This window comes from Streptomyces cacaoi (genome assembly GCF_006539165.1).
Lineage (GTDB): Bacteria > Actinomycetota > Actinomycetes > Streptomycetales > Streptomycetaceae > Streptomyces > Streptomyces cacaoi.
Window position 1 is genome coordinate 63,204 of record NZ_BJMM01000010.1, and the last position, 17,581, is coordinate 80,784.

Annotated in this window: 12 protein-coding genes and 1 pseudogene; 10 read left to right on the forward strand and 3 right to left on the reverse strand. The window is 72.0% G+C overall.

Going from position 1 to position 17,581, the window contains the following annotated elements; genetic code table 11:
• Positions 1 to 63: 63 nt before the first annotated feature.
• Positions 64 to 741: pseudogene (gene lexA / locus SCA03_RS12355) on the reverse strand (transcriptional repressor LexA); the annotation flags it as partial.
• Positions 742 to 1,515: 774 nt separating this feature from the next.
• On the opposite strand from lexA, the gene nrdR reads away from it, so the two are divergent.
• From nrdR to SCA03_RS36965, 7 genes are all read left to right on the forward strand, one after another.
• Positions 1,516 to 2,175 carry a transcriptional regulator NrdR gene (gene nrdR / locus SCA03_RS12360; protein WP_230988614.1) on the forward strand — a complete coding sequence of 220 codons (660 nt, stop codon included), beginning with the start codon at positions 1,516 to 1,518 and terminating at the stop codon, positions 2,173 to 2,175.
• 175 nt (positions 2,176 to 2,350) lie between these two features.
• The gene (locus SCA03_RS12365) at positions 2,351 to 5,239 is read left to right on the forward strand and encodes a vitamin B12-dependent ribonucleotide reductase (RefSeq protein WP_030877132.1); all 2,889 of its coding nucleotides are present in this window, start codon (positions 2,351 to 2,353) and stop codon (positions 5,237 to 5,239) included.
• Positions 5,240 to 5,404: 165 nt separating this feature from the next.
• Positions 5,405 to 6,070 (forward strand): YdbC family protein, encoded by a 666-nt coding sequence (locus SCA03_RS12370; protein ID WP_030891595.1) that lies wholly within the window; start codon positions 5,405 to 5,407, stop codon positions 6,068 to 6,070.
• A 197-nt stretch (positions 6,071 to 6,267) separates the two neighbouring features.
• Positions 6,268 to 6,927, forward strand: coding sequence for a histidine phosphatase family protein (locus tag SCA03_RS12375; protein WP_030877128.1), 660 nt, complete (start codon positions 6,268 to 6,270; stop codon positions 6,925 to 6,927).
• A 12-nt stretch (positions 6,928 to 6,939) separates the two neighbouring features.
• Positions 6,940 to 7,866, forward strand: coding sequence for an ADP-ribosylglycohydrolase family protein (locus SCA03_RS12380; RefSeq protein ID WP_086813849.1), 927 nt, complete (start codon positions 6,940 to 6,942; stop codon positions 7,864 to 7,866).
• 487 nt (positions 7,867 to 8,353) lie between these two features.
• Positions 8,354 to 9,037, forward strand: a complete 684-nt coding sequence (gene rnhB / locus SCA03_RS12385) for a ribonuclease HII (protein WP_030891603.1) — start codon at positions 8,354 to 8,356, stop codon at positions 9,035 to 9,037.
• Between the two features lie 345 nt (positions 9,038 to 9,382).
• Entirely contained in the window at positions 9,383 to 9,742 is a 360-nt protein-coding gene (locus SCA03_RS36965; protein WP_308697760.1) for a hypothetical protein, read from the forward strand.
• Positions 9,743 to 9,842: 100 nt separating this feature from the next.
• Here the strand turns inward: SCA03_RS36965 and SCA03_RS12395 are convergent, their stop codons facing one another.
• Both SCA03_RS12395 and SCA03_RS12400 read right to left on the reverse strand, forming a co-directional pair.
• The gene (locus SCA03_RS12395) at positions 9,843 to 10,592 is read right to left on the reverse strand and encodes a hypothetical protein (RefSeq protein WP_174864492.1); all 750 of its coding nucleotides are present in this window, start codon (positions 10,590 to 10,592) and stop codon (positions 9,843 to 9,845) included.
• A gap of 146 nt (positions 10,593 to 10,738) precedes the next feature.
• Positions 10,739 to 12,928 (reverse strand): RecQ family ATP-dependent DNA helicase, encoded by a 2,190-nt coding sequence (locus SCA03_RS12400; RefSeq protein WP_030877112.1) that lies wholly within the window; start codon positions 12,926 to 12,928, stop codon positions 10,739 to 10,741.
• 192 nt (positions 12,929 to 13,120) lie between these two features.
• Here SCA03_RS12400 and SCA03_RS12405 point away from each other — a divergent pair, with 192 nt between their 5' ends.
• The 3 genes from SCA03_RS12405 to SCA03_RS12415 all read left to right on the forward strand — a co-directional run bounded on the left by SCA03_RS12405 (position 13,121) and on the right by SCA03_RS12415 (position 17,550).
• Positions 13,121 to 14,401, forward strand: coding sequence for a DUF4192 domain-containing protein (locus tag SCA03_RS12405; RefSeq protein ID WP_230988615.1), 1,281 nt, complete (start codon positions 13,121 to 13,123; stop codon positions 14,399 to 14,401).
• Between the two features lie 290 nt (positions 14,402 to 14,691).
• On the forward strand, positions 14,692 to 16,638 hold the full coding sequence (locus tag SCA03_RS12410; RefSeq protein ID WP_230988616.1) for a glycogen debranching N-terminal domain-containing protein: 1,947 nt from the start codon (positions 14,692 to 14,694) through the stop codon (positions 16,636 to 16,638).
• A 156-nt stretch (positions 16,639 to 16,794) separates the two neighbouring features.
• Positions 16,795 to 17,550, forward strand: coding sequence for an NUDIX hydrolase (locus SCA03_RS12415; protein WP_086813844.1), 756 nt, complete (start codon positions 16,795 to 16,797; stop codon positions 17,548 to 17,550).
• Positions 17,551 to 17,581: the final 31 nt, after the last annotated feature.

The window sequence follows — 17,581 nt, forward strand, 5'->3', positions numbered from 1 at the left end:
AGGCGGCCCGGCCGAGGCCGGGCCGAGCGCGCCTCCCGAACGTCCGTACCAGGGAGGTGGGTGTCAGACGCGGCGCAGTACGGCGACGACCTTGCCCAGAATGGTCGCGTCGTCGCCGGGGATCGGCTGGTAGGCCGAGTTGTGGGGCAGCAGCCAGACGTGCCCGTCCTCGCGCTTGAAACGCTTGACGGTGGCTTCGCCGTCGAGCATCGCCGCGACGATGTCCCCGTTCTCGGCGACCGGCTGCCGCCGGACGGTGACCCAGTCGCCGTCGCAGATGGCCGCTTCCACCATCGAGTCACCGATGACCTTGAGGACGAACAGCTCTCCGTCGCCCACGAGTTGGCGCGGCAGCGGGAAGACGTCCTCGACCGACTCCTCGGCGAGGATCGGGCCACCGGCAGCGATGCGGCCGACCAGGGGAACGTAGGAGGCGGACGGCTTGCCGGCGGTGTCGGCGGTGGTCTGGGCGCTGGTCGGGGTGTCCGAGCCGCGCACCTCGTAGGCGCGCGGGCGGTGCGGGTCCCGCCGCAGGAAGCCCTTGCGCTCCAGCGCCATCAGCTGGTGGGCGACGGAGGAGGTGCTGGACAGGCCCACCGCCTGGCCGATCTCCCGCATGGACGGCGGGTATCCGCGCCGCTGCACGGAATCGCGGATCACCTCGATCACGCGGCGCTGCCGGTCGGTGAGCCCGGAGCTGTCGGCCCGGATGCCGGGAGGTCGCCCCGGCAGCGAACGCTTGGCGTGTTGCTCGTCCTGGCTCTCCGGGCTCATGGCGTCGCCCGCCGGTTCCGCCGGGGCGCTGCCCGGCCCGATCCCGTCGGCCGACTGCGGTGAGCGGCTCTGGGAAGCGATGGTGGCGCTGTCTGCGGTGGTGGTCACGTCGGCCCCTCTCGAACGGTTCTCCCTGGCTGGACAACGGTAGTTGGTTTCGAAAGGTTGCGCCAAACACACGTTCGAGTGAAAATTCGGAGTTCGTCTGACTCCGCCGACTCGGTGGGTGTATGGGCCCGCGGTATGTGCCGGAATCGGCACGCCCGTCGCCCCCGCCCCGCCGTCACGACACGTCACGCTCCGTCGCCCCGTCCCGCCGGGAACACGCGCCGTCCGTCCGCGGTTGCCGGTCTGCGTCCGCGCCCGCTCCGGCCGTTCGCGTCCGCTCGCGCCTCTCCGTGCGTCCGCGTGTGCGACTCCCGTGCCCGGGTCGCCCCGGCCCGCGCCGTGCCGCCGCACAGTCTTGCAGGCGTGCCCCCTGCGCGGGCCCGCGCCCCGCCTCGCGTACGCTCGTGACCCGCGCGGGGCCGCGACACGCACCAGAGTCTGTTGGGCGGTCGGCTACCAGATCTAGTGGTTTGATGACCGCGCGCCACCACAAGTTGTGGTCCCGGGTGCTGACGTCCCGAGGGCTTCCCCTATGCTGGTGGCTGCTTCGAGGGGCTCCCGTCGCGGGGGCTGCTCAAGTGTTCTCTGATCATGCGCGGTGGGGCTCGGCGAGCCCTGGGAGGGTGGAAACCGATGCACTGCCCCTTCTGCCGGCACCCCGACAGCCGCGTGGTGGACAGCCGCACGGCCGACGACGGCGCGGCGATCAGGAGACGGCGTCAGTGCCCCCACTGCTCCCGGCGCTTCACGACCGTGGAGAACGCGTCACTGACCGTGATCAAGCGCAGCGGTGTCACCGAACCCTTCAGCAGGGACAAGGTCATCGCCGGGGTCCGCAAGGCGTGCCAGGGGCGCCCCGTCACCGAGGACGCGCTGGCACAGCTGGGGCAGCGCGTCGAGGAAGCGGTCCGGGCCACCGGGAGCGCCGAGCTGTCCACGCACGATGTGGGGCTCGCGATACTGGGCCCGCTGCGGGATCTCGACCTCGTCGCCTATCTGCGGTTCGCCTCCGTCTACAAGGCGTTCGAGTCCCTGGAGGACTTCGAGGCGGCCATAGCGGAACTGCGGGAGAGCCGCGCAGCGGGCGCCGGTGGCGGCGAGGCGCCCGTCGCCGCGGAGGAGGCGGCCGGTGCGGCCGTCGATTCCGGTGCGGAGGCCGGCTGCGGTGACGCGGCGGGCCCCCTGCGTGGCGGCCAGGCGGGCCACGGGCGTGGCGGAACCGCCGAAGGGCCTGCGGTGGGTGGTGCCAGGAAGGGTACCGGCGGGGTGACCGCACCTTTCGCCGTCGACTGAGCGGCCCGGGTGCCCGTCCGGCGGCGGAACGGGCACGGCGGCGGGGCCGGACGGTGCGAGAACAACTCAGAGGCTCGGCCTGTGCGCGCAGCGTGCACGGGCTCATCAAACAGGCACAGTTCCCCGGGAAGAACCGGGGTACATCGGGGCGTTATGCCCAAAACAGGGAGGCGGAATGACAGAGACGACGAGCGGCCCGGCACGCGGCTCCCGCGCAAAGGGCGGCAGCAAGGGGAACAAGGGGCTGCGTATCGAGCGCGTCCACACCACCCCCGGGGTGCACCCGTACGACGAGGTGACGTGGGAGCGCCGCGACGTCGTCATGACCAACTGGCGCGACGGCTCGATCAACTTCGAGCAGCGTGGCGTCGAGTTCCCCGACTTCTGGTCGGTGAACGCGGTCAACATCGTCACGAGCAAGTACTTCCGCGGTGCCGTGGGGACGCCGCAGCGGGAGAACAGCCTCAAGCAGCTGATCGACCGCGTGGTGAAGACCTACCGTTCGGCCGGTGAGGAGAACGGTTACTTCGCCTCCTCCGAGGACGCCGAGATCTTCGAGCACGAGCTGGCCTACGCCGTTCTGCACCAGATCTTCGCCTTCAACTCGCCGGTCTGGTTCAACGTCGGCACGAAGCAGCCCCAGCAGGTCAGCGCCTGCTTCATCCTGTCCGTCGACGACTCCATGGAGTCGATCCTCGACTGGTACAAGGAAGAGGGGATGATCTTCAAGGGCGGCTCCGGTGCCGGCCTCAACCTCTCCCGCATCCGCTCCTCCAAGGAGCTGCTCTCCTCCGGCGGCAACGCCTCGGGGCCCGTCTCCTTCATGCGCGGAGCCGACGCCTCCGCCGGCACGATCAAGTCGGGCGGCGCCACCCGCCGGGCGGCCAAGATGGTCGTCCTGGACGTCGACCACCCCGACGTCGAGGCCTTCATCGACACCAAGGTGAAGGAGGAGGAGAAGATCCGCGCCCTGCGGGACGCGGGCTTCGACATGGACCTGGGCGGGGACGACATCACCTCCGTCCAGTACCAGAACGCCAACAACTCGGTCCGTGTGAACGACGAGTTCATGAAGGCCGTCGAGTCCGGCTCGAAGTTCGGGCTGCGTTCCCGGATGACCGGTGAGGTGCTGGAGGAGGTCGACGCCAAGGCGCTCTTCCGCAAGATGGCCGAGGCCGCGCACGCCTGCGCCGACCCCGGCATCCAGTACGACGACATCATCAACCACTGGCACACCTCGCCGGAGTCGGGCCGTATCACCGCCTCCAACCCGTGCAGCGAGTACATGCACCTGGACAACTCCTCGTGCAACCTCGCCTCCCTGAACCTGATGAAGTTCCTGCGTGACGACGACGAGGGCAACCAGTCCTTCGACGCCGAGCGTTTCGCCAAGGTCACCGAGCTGGTGATCACGGCCATGGACATCTCCATCTGCTTCGCCGACTTCCCGACGCAGAAGATCGGCGACACCACGCGCGCCTTCCGCCAGCTCGGCATCGGGTACGCCAACCTCGGCGCCCTGCTGATGGCCACCGGGCACGCCTACGACAGCGACGGCGGCCGGGCGCTCGCGGGCGCGATCACCTCCCTGATGACCGGCACCTCCTACAAGCGCTCCGCCGAGATCGCCGGTGTCGTCGGCCCCTACGAGGGCTATGCGCGCAACGCGGACGCCCACAACCGCGTCATGAAGCAGCACTCGGACGCCAACGGCGCCGCCACGCGCATGGACGACCTCGACACCCCGGTGTGGGCCGCGGCCACCGAGGCATGGCAGGACGTGCTGCGGCTCGGCAAGAAGAACGGTTTCCGTAACGCTCAGGCGTCCGTGCTGGCCCCGACCGGCACCATCGGCCTGATGATGGACTGCGACACCACGGGCGTCGAACCGGACCTGGCGCTGGTCAAGTTCAAGAAGCTCGTCGGCGGCGGCTCGATGCAGATCGTGAACAACACGGTCCCCAAGGCCCTCAAGCGGCTCGGCTACCAGCCCGAGCAGGTCGAGGCCGTCGTCGAGCACATCGCGGAGCACGGCAACGTCGTGGACGCGCCCGGCCTCAAGCCGGAGCACTACGAGGTCTTCGACTGCGCCATGGGCGAGCGCTCCATCTCCCCGATGGGCCACGTCCGGATGATGGCCGCCGCACAGCCGTTCCTCTCCGGCGCCATCTCCAAGACGGTGAACATGCCCGCCAGCAGCACCGTCGAGGACGTGGAGGAGATCTACCTCCAGGGCTGGAGGCTCGGCACCAAGGCCCTCGCCGTCTACGTGGAGAACAGCAAGGTCGGCCAGCCGCTCTCCGCCAAGGCCAAGGAGGAGGAGAAGGCGGCCGAGCCGGAGAAGGTCGTCGAGTACCGTCCGGTGCGCCGCCGGCTGCCCAAGGGCCGGCCCGGCATCACCACGTCCTTCACGGTGGGCGGCGCCGAGGGCTACATGACGGCCAACTCCTACCCGGACGACGGCCTCGGCGAGGTCTTCTTGAAGATGTCCAAGCAGGGCTCGACCCTGGCGGGCATGATGGACGCCTTCTCCATCGCCGTCTCCGTCGGCCTCCAGTACGGCGTTCCGCTGGAGACCTACGTCTCGAAGTTCACCAACATGCGGTTCGAGCCCGCCGGTATGACCGACGACTCGGATGTGCGGATGGCCCAGTCGATCGTCGACTACATCTTCCGCCGTCTCGCGCTGGACTTCCTGCCGTTCGAGACCCGCTCCGCGCTGGGCATCCACTCGGCGGCCGAGCGCCAGCGCCACCTGGAGACCGGCTCGTACGAGGCGTCCGACGAGGAGTTCGACGCCGACGGGCTGGCACAGTCCGCGCCCAAGGCCGAGCGTTCCTCGGACTCGCCGAAGGCCGACACGGAGGACACCCGTCGCTCCGCCGTCGAGCCGGAGGCCGCGGCTCCGGCACCGAAGGAGGCCCACAACTCCACGGAGCTGCTGGAGATGCAGCTCGGGCTCAACGCCGACGCCCCGCTGTGCTTCTCCTGCGGCACCAAGATGCGCCGTGCCGGCAGCTGCTACGTCTGCGAGGGCTGCGGCTCGACCAGCGGTTGCAGCTGAGCCAGGGCGCTGCCCGGCCGAGCGTGAGCGCATGTGAGGCACGCTGATGAAGGGGACCGGTTCCGCCGGTCCCCTTCGTCGTGCCCGGTGCCTCGCCGGTCAGCCGGGCGCGGGCACGTCTGTACGGGAACGAACGGGTCACCGGGATGGCCGTACCATGTTGCGGTGCTGGTCAAGTGGATGCGTTGCACTGTCGTCGACCGACCCGGATTCCTCCGGGGACAGCGACGGTGGGCGGGCCTGCTCGGTGAGCCCGGCTTCCGCGCCCAGGGCGGCGGCTGGGGCAGATCCGGGACCGACGTCGTCCACCTGTTCGGCTTCTGGGACAGCCGGGCCTTCTACGACTCGTTCATGGCCCGCTCCCACGACCGGCTGCACGCGGCCCAGGCCGGCACGTACAAGAACCTCCAAGTCCGGCTCTTCGAGTACCGGTTCGACATCAAGACCGGTTTCACCCCCGACTTCACCGATGCGGATCTGCTGCGCGTGGCCCACTGCAAGGTGCGCCCGGAGCGGTCCGAGCACTACACACAGATGCAGGAGAAGGTGTGGAACCCCGCGATGGCGGGCTCGCCCGGCATGCTCCGCGGCATCTTCGCGCAGGCACAGCCACAGATGCAGTCGCAGGCGCACGCACCGGGGGAGGGGGAGGCGGAGGAACAGGCCGGGGAGGACGAGTTCCTGGTGCTGTCGATGTGGAACTCGACAGCCGAACACGGTAAGTACCGTTCCGATCGCGTGGAGCGGCTGGCCCTGCGGGCACAGGCCGGAGCGGATCTGGCCGATGTCGACGGCGACGTGATCGATCTGGAACCCGACTGGACCGTCTGACGCCCTCGGCTCGTCTCCGCCCCGGCCCCGCGCTCCTTCCGCGCTGCCGCACCGCCGCTGTGCCGCCTACCCGCGCCGCCCGTGGCAGTGACTCCGCGACCGGCTCCCGGAGCGCACCGGCCCCGGGCCGGGCCCCGCTACCGGAGCCGGTACCCCGAACCGGGCGGGACGGCGGCGGCACCTCTAGGGTGGGCCTCATGGCACGTCCCCGTCGTATCGTCCTGCTCCGGCACGGAGAGTCGGAGGGCAACGCCGACGATTCGATCTATGAGCGCGTGCCCGACCACGCACTGGCGCTGACCGACCGCGGTGTGCGACAGGCGGAGGCCGCCGGTGAACGCCTGCGCAAGGTCTTCGGCCAGGAACGCGTCTCCGCCTACGTCTCGCCCTACCGGCGCACCCGGCAGACGCTCACCGCGCTCGGCCTGGACCCCACGCTGCTGCGGGTGCGCGAGGAGCCCCGGCTGCGCGAGCAGGACTGGGGCAACTGGCAGGACAGGGAGGACGTACGCCAGCAGAAGAAGTACCGGGACGCCTACGGCCACTTCTTCTACCGCTTCGCCCAGGGCGAGTCCGGCGCCGACGTCTACGACCGGGTCGGCGCCTTCCTGGAGAGCCTGTGGCGCAGCTTCGAGGCCCGCGACAATCCGCCCAACGTCCTGCTGATCACCCACGGGCTCACGATGCGCCTCTTCTGCATGCGCTGGTTCCACTGGACCGTCGAGGAGTTCGAGTCCCTCTCCAACCCGGGCAACGGTGAAACCCGCGCACTGCTGCTCGGCCCCGAGGGCCGCTACCACCTCGACCGCCCCTTCGAACGCTGGCAGTCCCCCCGGCCGTATGGCACCTGGAGCTAGCATCGCTCTGCCATGACCACCGCATCCGACCCTTCCGACCGCCACGAGCGGCTCTCCCGGGCCCTCGGCGCGCTCCGCGGCCTCGCCGTGGGAGACGCCCTGGGCTCCCAGTTCTTCGTTCCCGACAACCTGCCGCTGCTGCGGAGCCGGCAACTGCCGCCGCCCACCTGGCAATGGACCGACGACACCGAGATGGCCGCCTCCGTACTGGCCGTTCTCGTCACACAGGGTGAAGCGGACCAGGACGCGCTCGCGGCCTCCTTCGCCCGGCACCACGACTTCGACCGCGGGTACGGGCCCGCGGTCAACCGTATGCTGCGGCAGATCCGCCAAGAGGGCGGTGACTGGCGGGAGTTGTCCGCCGCGCTCTTCGAGGGGCAGGGCTCCTGGGGCAACGGTGGCGCCATGCGTGTCGCCCCGCTGGGGGCCTGGTTCGCCGGTGATCCACAGCGTGTGGCGGACGAGGCGCAGCGCTCCGCCGAAGTCACGCACCGTCACCCCGAGGCGGTGGCCGGAACCCGCGCCGTCGCCGTGGCCGCTGCACTGCGTGGCGCCCCCGACGCACCGGCGCGAAACGCGGCTCAATTCCTGTCCCGCGTACTGGAGTTCGTCCCACGCAGCGCGGTGCACGCCGGACTGCGGCGGGCGGTCGACATGCTGGACTACGACGACATCCGCACCGTCGCCGCCGTCCTCGGCTGCGGACGCCGCACCAGCGCGCAGGACACCGTCCCCTTCGCCCTGTGGGTGGCCGCCCGGCACCAGGACGACTACCGCGCGGCCCTCTGGGCGGCCGCCGAAGCGGGCGGCGACGTGGACACGACCTGCGCCATCATCGGCGGCATCGTCGCCTCGGCCGGGCCGCACGCGGCGCCGCCCGCCGCATGGACCGCCCGCACGGAGCCGCTTCCCGGTTGGCTCACGGACCTCCTCGCCTGACCGGCCCGCAGACGGCGGAGCCGCCGCGGTGAGATGCCCGTCCGGGGAGGTCGGGGCGCCCTGTTCCGGGACCTGCCCGGGGGCCTGCCCCCTGGGGGCAAGGGGCCACGCCACGCCCACGGCGGGCGCACCGGGGAACGGCAGCGAACGGCAGCGACCACACCCGCCCCCACCGCGAAGCGGTGCGCCCGCCCCGGCCCTCGAAGCCGTGCCCCGTCTCGGTCGTACGAAGCCGGACTCGCGACCGGGCGCCACCAGCCCGCCACCGGGACGGGACCACCCGGGACGCCTCGCGACCGCAGCCACGCCGTCCGGTCGGCCTCGGGGCTCAGCGCGACGCGACGGGAACGGACCGTGTCCCAGCCGCCCCCTGCGCGGACGCTGCGTCACCAGCCGCCCTCCGTCAGCGACGATCAGCGATCCATCCGCTCCAATGCGGGACTCGGCTGAACCCGCCGCCGCGCCAACGGATACGCTTACCAGTGCCATGCCGTACGAGCCCCCAACCCACCGTGTCGAGCGCTCGATCCGTGCCACCACCGGCGCGAAGATCGTCGCCGGAGTGGACGAGGTCGGTCGCGGAGCCTGGGCGGGACCCGTGACCGTCTGCGCCGCCATCACCGGGCTGCGCCGCCCCCCGGCCGATCTCACCGATTCCAAGCTCATCCCCGAGCCGCGCCGCAGCGCGCTCGCGGAAGAACTCGGCGGCTGGGTCACGGCCTACTCCCTCGGCCACTCCTCCCCGGAGGAGATCGACGACCTCGGGATGACCGCCGCACTGCGCCTCGCCGCCGTCCGTGCCCTCGACGGACTCCCCACACGGCCCGACGCGGTGATCCTCGACGGCAAGCACAACTATCTCGGCCCTCCATGGAAGGTCCGCACGGTGATCAAGGGCGATCAGACGTGCGTCGCCGTGGCAGCCGCCTCGGTGATCGCCAAGGTGCGCAGGGACGCGCTGATGGCCGAACTCGCCCCGCAGTACGCCGAGTTCGCGTTCCAGGAGAACGCCGGTTACCCCTCACCGGTCCACCGCGCGGCGCTGGAGGCGCAGGGGCCGACCCCGCTCCACCGGCTGTCCTGGGCATATATGGACGCACTGACGCGTTGGAAGCACCTCAAGCGCACCCGGATCGAGCCCACGGAGCACGAGCAGATCGACCTCTTCTGACCCGGCGTGAATGGAGAACACCCTTGCGGTGCGGGGCCTTCCGGGCCCGCCCCGCCGCGGCTCTCCATGACGCCATTTGATAGATATCACCCCATGCCTCTCATCCCCGAGGAGCCACAGATTTACGAGAGCGTCCCGGGCGCCCGCAACGCAGCGGGAGCAGCCCGATCCCCGCAGGCCCGCACCTCATCCGTTCCAGGGCCCCGGCCTGCCCCCCGTCCCGCATCCGGACGGGACGACAGCAAGGGCCCCGGCACCCCGGCCCGTCCGGGAGGCCGCCGATCCGGCGGGAAACCCTCCCAGCGCAAGTCCGGCAACACGGCCGCGACGGACCGGATCCAGCTGGTGGCGGCTTCCGATGCCACCGCCGTGGAGGTCGCCGACGACACCGTCGACAAGCTTCTCGACGAAGGCCGCGCCCCCGGCGACATCCTGGTGCTTACCACTGGCGAACTGCACCCGTGGGCACAGCACGAACTCTCCTTCGGCGAGGACGCCTACTGGCGCCAACTCTCCGAGGGCGAGGACGTGTTCTGTGCCGCGGCGTCCGCCGTGGCCCGTACCGCACGCCGCCCGATCGTGCTGCTGGCAGTGAACGGCGGGACCGACCCGGAAGCCGCCGCAGCCCTTCCGGCCGCCCTGGAGAAGGCCGGTGAGCAGCTGATCGTCTGCGGCGATCCGGAACGTCTGCGCGCCCTTCTCTGACCACGGCCTCCTCACTCGGACGACACCGGTCGTCCGATGGCCGCTTCCTCCCGCGCGCCGGCAACGCACACCAACGTGCCCGTTGTCGGCCGCTGTTGGTTCAGCCCGCCACCGCGGAGGGCCCCTCGCCGGGGACCGCGGTGCGCCGCCCGGAGACGGGCACGCCGCTGCCGTTGAGACGGGACGGCGCGCGACGCGGGGTGCGCGCTGCGAGCACCGCCGCCGGTCGAGGTGTGTCGGCTCCCGCCGAGCGAGCCGCCCACGGCCCGGGGAGCGCCCGGCTCTCCTCGCCCTCCTCCAGGTCCCGCACGCCGCGGGCTTTCCCCTGCGCCCTCCCGGCGGTGGGGTGCCGTCCGCCGCGCTCTTCTCCAAGTACCTGCCATCCGGCAGGTGTCAGGGTGATGAACGCTCCGCACCGCAGGCCGTGCAGTGTGCAGGCGTCCCGGATCCCCCACATCCACGCCCCGTCCGCGGGCGTCCACCCCTGTCCGCCCGTCCGGCAGTGCAGCACGACCGCCGTATGGACCGGTATGCGGCGGCGCAGCTCGTGCGGCACGACCTGACGCAACTGGCCGAGCAGGAGATTGCGGCACTCCCACCCGTCGGGGCGGGTGCACTCGTGGCTGAACGACGCGCTGGCGGCGAGCCGTTCGTCCGGGGCCAGGACCGCCACCACCGTGGTGGCCGGCACCGGCAGATGACGTTCGCAGAGCCCGGTGACGGTCTCCCGAGGGCTGCGCAGCAGGGGGAACCCCGCCGCGCTCCACTCCGAGAGCAGAAGAACACGGCCGTGCCGGGGGACGGGCTCCGGCGCTGTGGACGGTGCGGACGAGTCGATGCCGAAGGACACGTTCCTCCCTTCGTCCTGGGCCGCGTTCCCAGGGCCGCAGGGCAGGCGGCATCGAGGGCATGACGCGGTACAGGGTGTGCGCGGGTGTCTCCCTCGTTATGCCCGATCCGCCGGGTGAATCCCCTCCTTTCCGTCGCGGAAGACCATCAGTTCCGGGTCGCGAGGACCAGCGGCAGCACCTCCTTCGCACCGGCCTGGCGGAGCAGCCGCGCCGCCACCGTCAGCGTCCAGCCCGTCTCGGTGCAGTCGTCCACCAGCAGCACCGGGCCCGCCAGACGCGCGAGCGTCTCGGCCAGCTCCGGCGGGAGCCCCATCGCTTCGTGCACCGCTCGCAGTCGCTGGGCCCCGTTGGAGCGGGGGCCTGCCAGGACCCCGTGCTCGTCCGACATGGTCACCGCCCCGAGGAGGGGCATCCGGCCGATCTCCGCGATGCGTTCGGCGAAGGAACGCACCAGCTGCGGACGGGCAAGGGACTCCACGGCGACCACGCCCACGGGCCGTTCACAGCCCTCCGGCGCTCCCGGAGCCCAGCCCTCCGGACTTCTGGCCCAGTCCGCCAGCACCTCGACCGCTCCCTGCACGACGTCCTCGGGCACGGGGCCGTCGTTCCCCGGGGCGGACAGGAGCGGGCGCAGCCGGTTGCCCCAGCCGATGTCCGAGAGCCGGCCGAGGGCGCGCCCCGGGCGTGCCTGGCTCTCCTGCGGGATACGGCCCTTGAGTGCCGTACCGACCTCGGGCATCCCGGTGGGCCACATCTTGCGGGGCTCGACGCGGACACCGGGGCGGCGCAGTTCACCCCGCGCCTGCGCCAGCAGGGAGTCGTCGACGTCCGGCGAGAAACGGGCTCCGGCGCAGTTGTCGCACCTTCCGCAGGGGGCGGCGGCTTCGTCGTCCAGCTGGTTGCGCAGGAACTCCATGCGACAGCCCGCCGTCCCGGCGTACTCCCGCATGGCCTGCTGCTCGGCCTGCCGCTGCCGCTCGACCCACGCGTACCGCTCCGCGTCGTAGGCCCACGGCCGCCCCGTGGCTCTCCAGCCGCCCTTGACCCGCTCGACCGCGCCATCGACGTCCAGGACCTTCAGCATCACCTCCAGCCGTGACCGGCGCAGCTCCACCCTCGGTTCCAGGGCCGCCAGCGACATCGGCTTCTCCGCTGCGGCCAGTACGCCCAGGGTGCGCCGGACCTGCTCCTCGGGCGGGAAGGCCAGTGAGGCGAAGTGGCGCCAGATCGCCTCGTCCTCCTGGCCGGGCAGCAGGAGCACCTCCGCGTGGTCGACGCCGCGGCCGGCGCGGCCCACCTGCTGGTAGTAGGCGATGGGCGAGGACGGCGAGCCCAGGTGCACGACGAAACCGATGTCGGGCTTGTCGAATCCCATGCCGAGCGCCGAGGTGGCGACAAGAGCCTTGACGCGGTTGGCGAGCAGCGCCGTCTCCGCGGCCTCGCGCTCGGCGTTCTCCGTCTTGCCGGTGTAGGACAGGACCTCGTGACCGCACTGCCGCAGGAAGGCGGCCACTTCCTCCGCCGCGGCGACCGTCAGGGTGTAGATGATCCCCGAACCCGGCAGCGAGCCCAGATGCCCCGCGAGCCAGGCCAGCCGGTGCGAGGCGTCGGGCAGCTGGAGCACATGCAGGCCCAGCGACTCCCGGTCCAGCGAGCCGCGCAGCACGAGCGCGGCGGATTCCGGCGGCCCGGATCCCGACGCGTCGAGCGCCGGTTCACCGGTGCCCAGCTGCTCCGCGACGTCCGCGGTCACCCGGGCGTTCGCCGTGGCCGTGGTGGCCAGGACCGGCACTCCCGGCGGCAGTTCGGCCAGCATCGTGCGCAGCCGGCGGTAGTCCGGCCTGAAGTCGTGGCCCCAGTCGGAGATGCAGTGGGCCTCGTCGACCACGAGCAGGCCCGTCGACGCGGTGAGCTTCGGCAGGACGTTGTCACGGAACTCCGGGTTGTTCAGGCGTTCCGGGCTGACGAGCAGTACATCGACCCTTCCTTCGGCCACCTCGCTCTCGATCGTCGTCCACTCCTCGGGGTTGGAGGAGTTGATGGTGCGTGCCTGGATACCGGCTGCCGCCGCTGCGTCGACCTGGTTCCGCATGAGCGCGAGCAGCGGCGAGACGATGACCGTGGGGCCGGCGCCGCGCCGGCGGAGCAGCGCCGTGGCCACGAAGTACACGGCCGACTTGCCCCAGCCGGTGCGCTGCACGACCAGCGCGCGTCGCCGGTGCGCGACCAGCGTCTCGATGGCCCGCCACTGGTCTTCGCGCAGGCGTGCGGCCGGATCGCCGACCAGGCCGCCCAGTACGGCGTCGGCCTCTTTCCGCAGCTCTGTGTCCGTCATGCCCCCATGGAACCCGAAGCGGTCCAGGACCGGCCAAGCGCCGCCTGTGGATAACGCTTGAAAAGTACGACAAGCCCACTGTCCGCCGGGGCTGTGGACAACTCCCGACGCGGTCGCCCGGCGCCGGGGCACCTTCGAGGCATGACACAGCCCGACCGTGAGACGCACGGCACACAACCCCCGTTTTCCCAGGTGAACAGCGAGCTCCCGAGCCTGCCGACCGGACCGGTCGGCCCGCCCGGCCCGCCCGCAGGACCGTCCCGCCCACCCGGCGCGGGCCCGGAACGTCCACCTGCCGTCCGCTGCCCCGGCAGCACCGCCGATGTCTCCGTCCGAGGCCCGGCCGAGCTGGCCGACGCGCTGCCCTACTTGATCGGCTTCTATCCCGACGACTCGATCGTCGCGGTCGCGCTCCACGGTGAGCGGGGCCGCTTCGGCGGCCGTCTCCGGGTCGGCATTCCCGAAACGGAGAAGGAGCGGCAACTGATCGCACCGCAGATCGCCGAGTGCCTCGAAGTCTCCTCCCTGGCGCACGGCTCCCGTCCCGACGGCGCCCTTGTCTTCTTCTGCAAGGAACCGGCCGCAGGGGCGGGCGGCAAGGACGTCATGGAGGAACTGCGGCCGATGGCCCAGGAGATCCGGCGGGCCTGCGGCGAGCTGAACATGCCCGTGTACGAACTGCTCTGCCTCTCGGACGGCCGCTACTACTCCTACTGCTGTCCGGACTCGCACTGCTGCGGCCCGGACGGGATGCCGCTGGCCGAGCCGGGCACCTCCGCCATGGCAGCGGCCGCCGCCTATGCGGGGATCCGCGTGCACGGCTCGCTGCGCGAGATGGAGAAGCGGCTGATCGCCCTGGGCCCGCCGTTCGCCGACGAGCAGGCCCGGGCGCTGGACGCGGCCGGCTCCGCACTCACACACCGGCTGCTCACGCCGGACGGCCGGTGCCGCGTCCGGGAGGAGACCCTGGCCTTGGCGGAACGCCTCATGGAGCGCTTCCACCGTCACACCCCGGCGACCACGGCCGAGACTGCCTGCGATGCGCACGACGACGGCCTGCTGAGCCACGACGAGGCCGCCGTCATGATCCTCGGACTCCAGGACCGCAACACACGCGACCGCGCTGCGGCATGGATGGAAGGGCTCGACGTACGCCCCGCGCTGCGCCTGTGGCGTGCGCTCTGCCGCCGCTGCGTCGGGCCGTACGCCGACCACGCCGCCGCCGTGCTCACGCTCGCCGGGTGGGTCGCCTGGTCGGGCGGGGACGCACCCACGGCCCGGGTCGCGCTGGGCCGCGCGCTGCGTACCGACCCGGACTACCGCTTCGCACAGCTGCTGCACCAGGCGTGCAACGAGGGGCTCGACCCGGAGCTGCTGCGCCAGTGCCTGCGACGGGGCCGCGGCGCACCGAGGGACGCCGAGCCGGGGGAGGGCCCTTCGTCCTCCGGCTCGGCCGGAGAGGGCCTCCCGTGACGCCCGCGCCCCCGCGCCGTTCACACCGGTGGTGGACAGGCGCGCCGGGACCGGCACCCGGCCCTCGCCTGGCGGTACCGGCCCCGGCCGTGGGCCGGCCCAGCAGAAGCGGAGGAGCGCTCATGCCCTTGCCCGAGACGGGACCCCCGGCCGCCCAGCCCGAGGAGCCGGGAACACCCGGTCCGGACGCCACACGCGTGCCCGCCCCGGCGCGTGCACCCGCACCACGTCCGAGCCCACGGGTCCCACCGGCGCGGGAGCGACCCTCCGCGCACCGCTCCCTGCTCTGTGTGGCCGCCCCGGCGTTCGTGATCTCCCCGGAGGACGGACAGTTGCGCGGTGCGGGAATGGAGGGCTTCTACCGTGACAACGTCCGGGTGCTGGCCCGCTGCAAGCTGCTGCTGGCGGGCAGGGAGCCGCTTCCGCTCCTCGGGCACCGGACCTCGGCAGAGCTGGCGCGCTTCGTCGCTGCGGCCGAGCTGCCCGGCGGAGGTCCGGATCCGGAAGTGATCGTCGAACGGCACCGCTCCGCCGCGTGCCAGGAGCGCATCACCGTCCGCAGCGCCTGCGAGCGGACACTCCGGCTGACGCTGGAGCTGCACCTCGGCACGGATCTCGCCGATCTCGGTGCCATCGCCGTCCAGGCGGCGGGGCCGCCGCTTGCCGCGACGGTCGCCGGGGCCGGGCTGCGATGGACCCGTGGTGCTCTGCGCGCCACCGTCGAGGCCCAGCCGCCGCCGGACACCGCCTTCGCCGCGACGGGCATCCTCCAGTGGGACTGGGAGCTGCGCCCAGGAGAAGCACGCGAGTTGACGCTCGGCCTCCGGTTCGACCGTGCGGGCAACCGCGGCGCCGAGACCCCCGCGGGGGAGGGCCCATGGGCAGCGGGCGGTGCCGGTGGGCTCCGCAGGCCCGTGGACGACTGGAGCGCGGTCCGTGCCGAAAGTGAGGACAGGCGCGCGGCCCCGCTCCTGACCGCCAGCTTGGAGGACTTGGCGGCACTTCAGCTCCGGGACGCGGACAACCCCGCTGACCGGTATCTGGCGGCGGGCGTGCCCTGGCGGTGCGCTCTTGCGCCGGCCGAGGCCCTGCGGGCGGCCCGCATGCTGCTCCCGCTCGGCACCCGGCTCGCCGCGGGCACCCTGCGCACCTTGGCACGCCGCCGCGCCGACGGGCGGCACCGGGGCGTGATCCCCGGGACGCTCCGCTCCACCGGGCCGCACCGGCCACCCAGCGACACGGGGATCGAAGCGACCCTGCTGTTCCCCGTCGTCCTGGCGGAGGCCCGCCGCTGGGGTCTGCCCGAGCGCGAGACGGAGGCCCTGCTGCCGACCGCCGAGCTGTGTCTGCGGTGGATCCTCGAAGCCGCGGGGGACGAGGGCTTCGTCCCCGACCCGGGCCCCGGCGCCCCCCACCGCTGCGAGGTGCAGGCCGCCGCCCACCGGGCGGCGGTGCTGGGGGCAGAACTGCTGGAACTGAACGGTAGCTCTGCGGCGGCGGAACTGAGCGAGTGGGCAGGGGAGTTGAGGTCCCGGTTCGCCGACCGTTTCTGGACGGACGACGAAGCCGGCGGCCGGCCCGTCCCCTTGGCGCTCGCGTCCGGCGCCCCGGACGGGCAGCAGCTCACCTCCTCGCTGGCCGAGCTGCTGGACACCGGTTTGGCAGCGGGCGGCAAGCAGGCGCCCGGGCTCCTCACGAAGGCGCGTGAGGAACGTCTGGTGTGCCTGCTGCGCTCCCCGCGCCTGGACTCGGGGTGGGGGCTGCGGACCCTCGCCGAAGGCGCCCCGGGCTACAACCCGTTCGGCCATCGGTACGGAGCGGTGCGGCTGGAGGACACGGCTACGGCGATCGTCGGCATGGCCGCGCACGGATACGAGGAGGAGGCCGGTGGCCTGCTGGCGGAGGTGCTGGACGCGTCCGGAGCTTTCGAGGGACGGCTCCCGGAGATGTACGCGGGGGAGCGGAGGGCGCCACGCTCGGTGCCGGTCCCGCACCCTGCGGCTTGCCGGCCGTCCGCCGTCGCGGCAGCGGCGGCTGTTCACCTGCTCCTCGCATCAGCCGGTGTGCGGCCCGATGTGCCGGGTGGAACGGTCGACCTGCGGCCGTGGCGCACCGCTCCCCTCGGAGAGCTGAGGCTGCGCGGTCTGGTGGTGGCGGAGCACCCGTTCTCGGTACGGATCAGCCGGCTCGGGATGGGGGTGGTCGAGGAGGCGGCGAACGGCCTGCGCCTGGGCTGACGGGCCGGCCCGCAGTGGTCCCGCTCCCGGCGGGAGACGGTGTCCGGGCCGGGGCGGAGCACAGCAGGAAGGCGTGGAAAGTACGCACGTCGAAGGAGGTGCGGGAGCTGTCGGGAACCGCCTGTTTATCGTCAGGGAGACGACTATGATCACGCCATGCCCTATGACCCGTCGGCCTTCCCACCCTTCGCCGTCACCGTCGATCTCGTGGTGCTCACCGTGCGCAAACACGCGCTCTGTGCCCTGGTCGTGCGACGTGGAGAGCCGCCCTATCAGGGGCGATGGGCGCTGCCCGGCGGTTTCGTGCGGGCGGAGGAGGATCTGGAGACGGCGGCCGCGCGCGAGCTCACCGAGGAGACGGGCCTGCGCTCGCAGCACCCCGAGGGTCAGCCCACGGAGGCCCACCTCGAACAACTGGCCACCTATGGGGCGCCGCAGCGGGATCCGCGGATGCGGGTGGTCAGCGTGGCTCATCTTGTTCTCGCTCCTGATCTGCCGGCGCCGACTCCGGGGGGTGACGCCCGAAGTGTGCGCTGGGCGCCGGTCGATTCCCTCTTCGACGGCTCTGACGGCGCCGACGGCAGGGAGGCGGAGCAGGCACCGCTCGCCTTCGATCACGACCGGATCCTGCGCGACGGCGTGGAGCGTGCCCGCTCGAAGATCGAATACTCCTCGCTCGCCACCGCCTTCTGCCCGCCGGAGTTCACGGTGGGGGAGCTCCGACGGGTGTACGAGGCGGTCTGGGGAGTCGCGCTGGATCCGCGGAACTTCCACAGGAAGGTGACCGGTACGCCCGGGTTCCTCGTGCCGACCGGTGGTACGACGACCCGTCAGGGCGGGCGCCCGGCCCAGCTGTTCCGGGCCGGAGGGGCGACGCTGCTGAACCCTCCGATGCTGCGCCCCGAGGTCTGAACGGTCCCTCGTGCGGCCGTGCCGTGTGAGG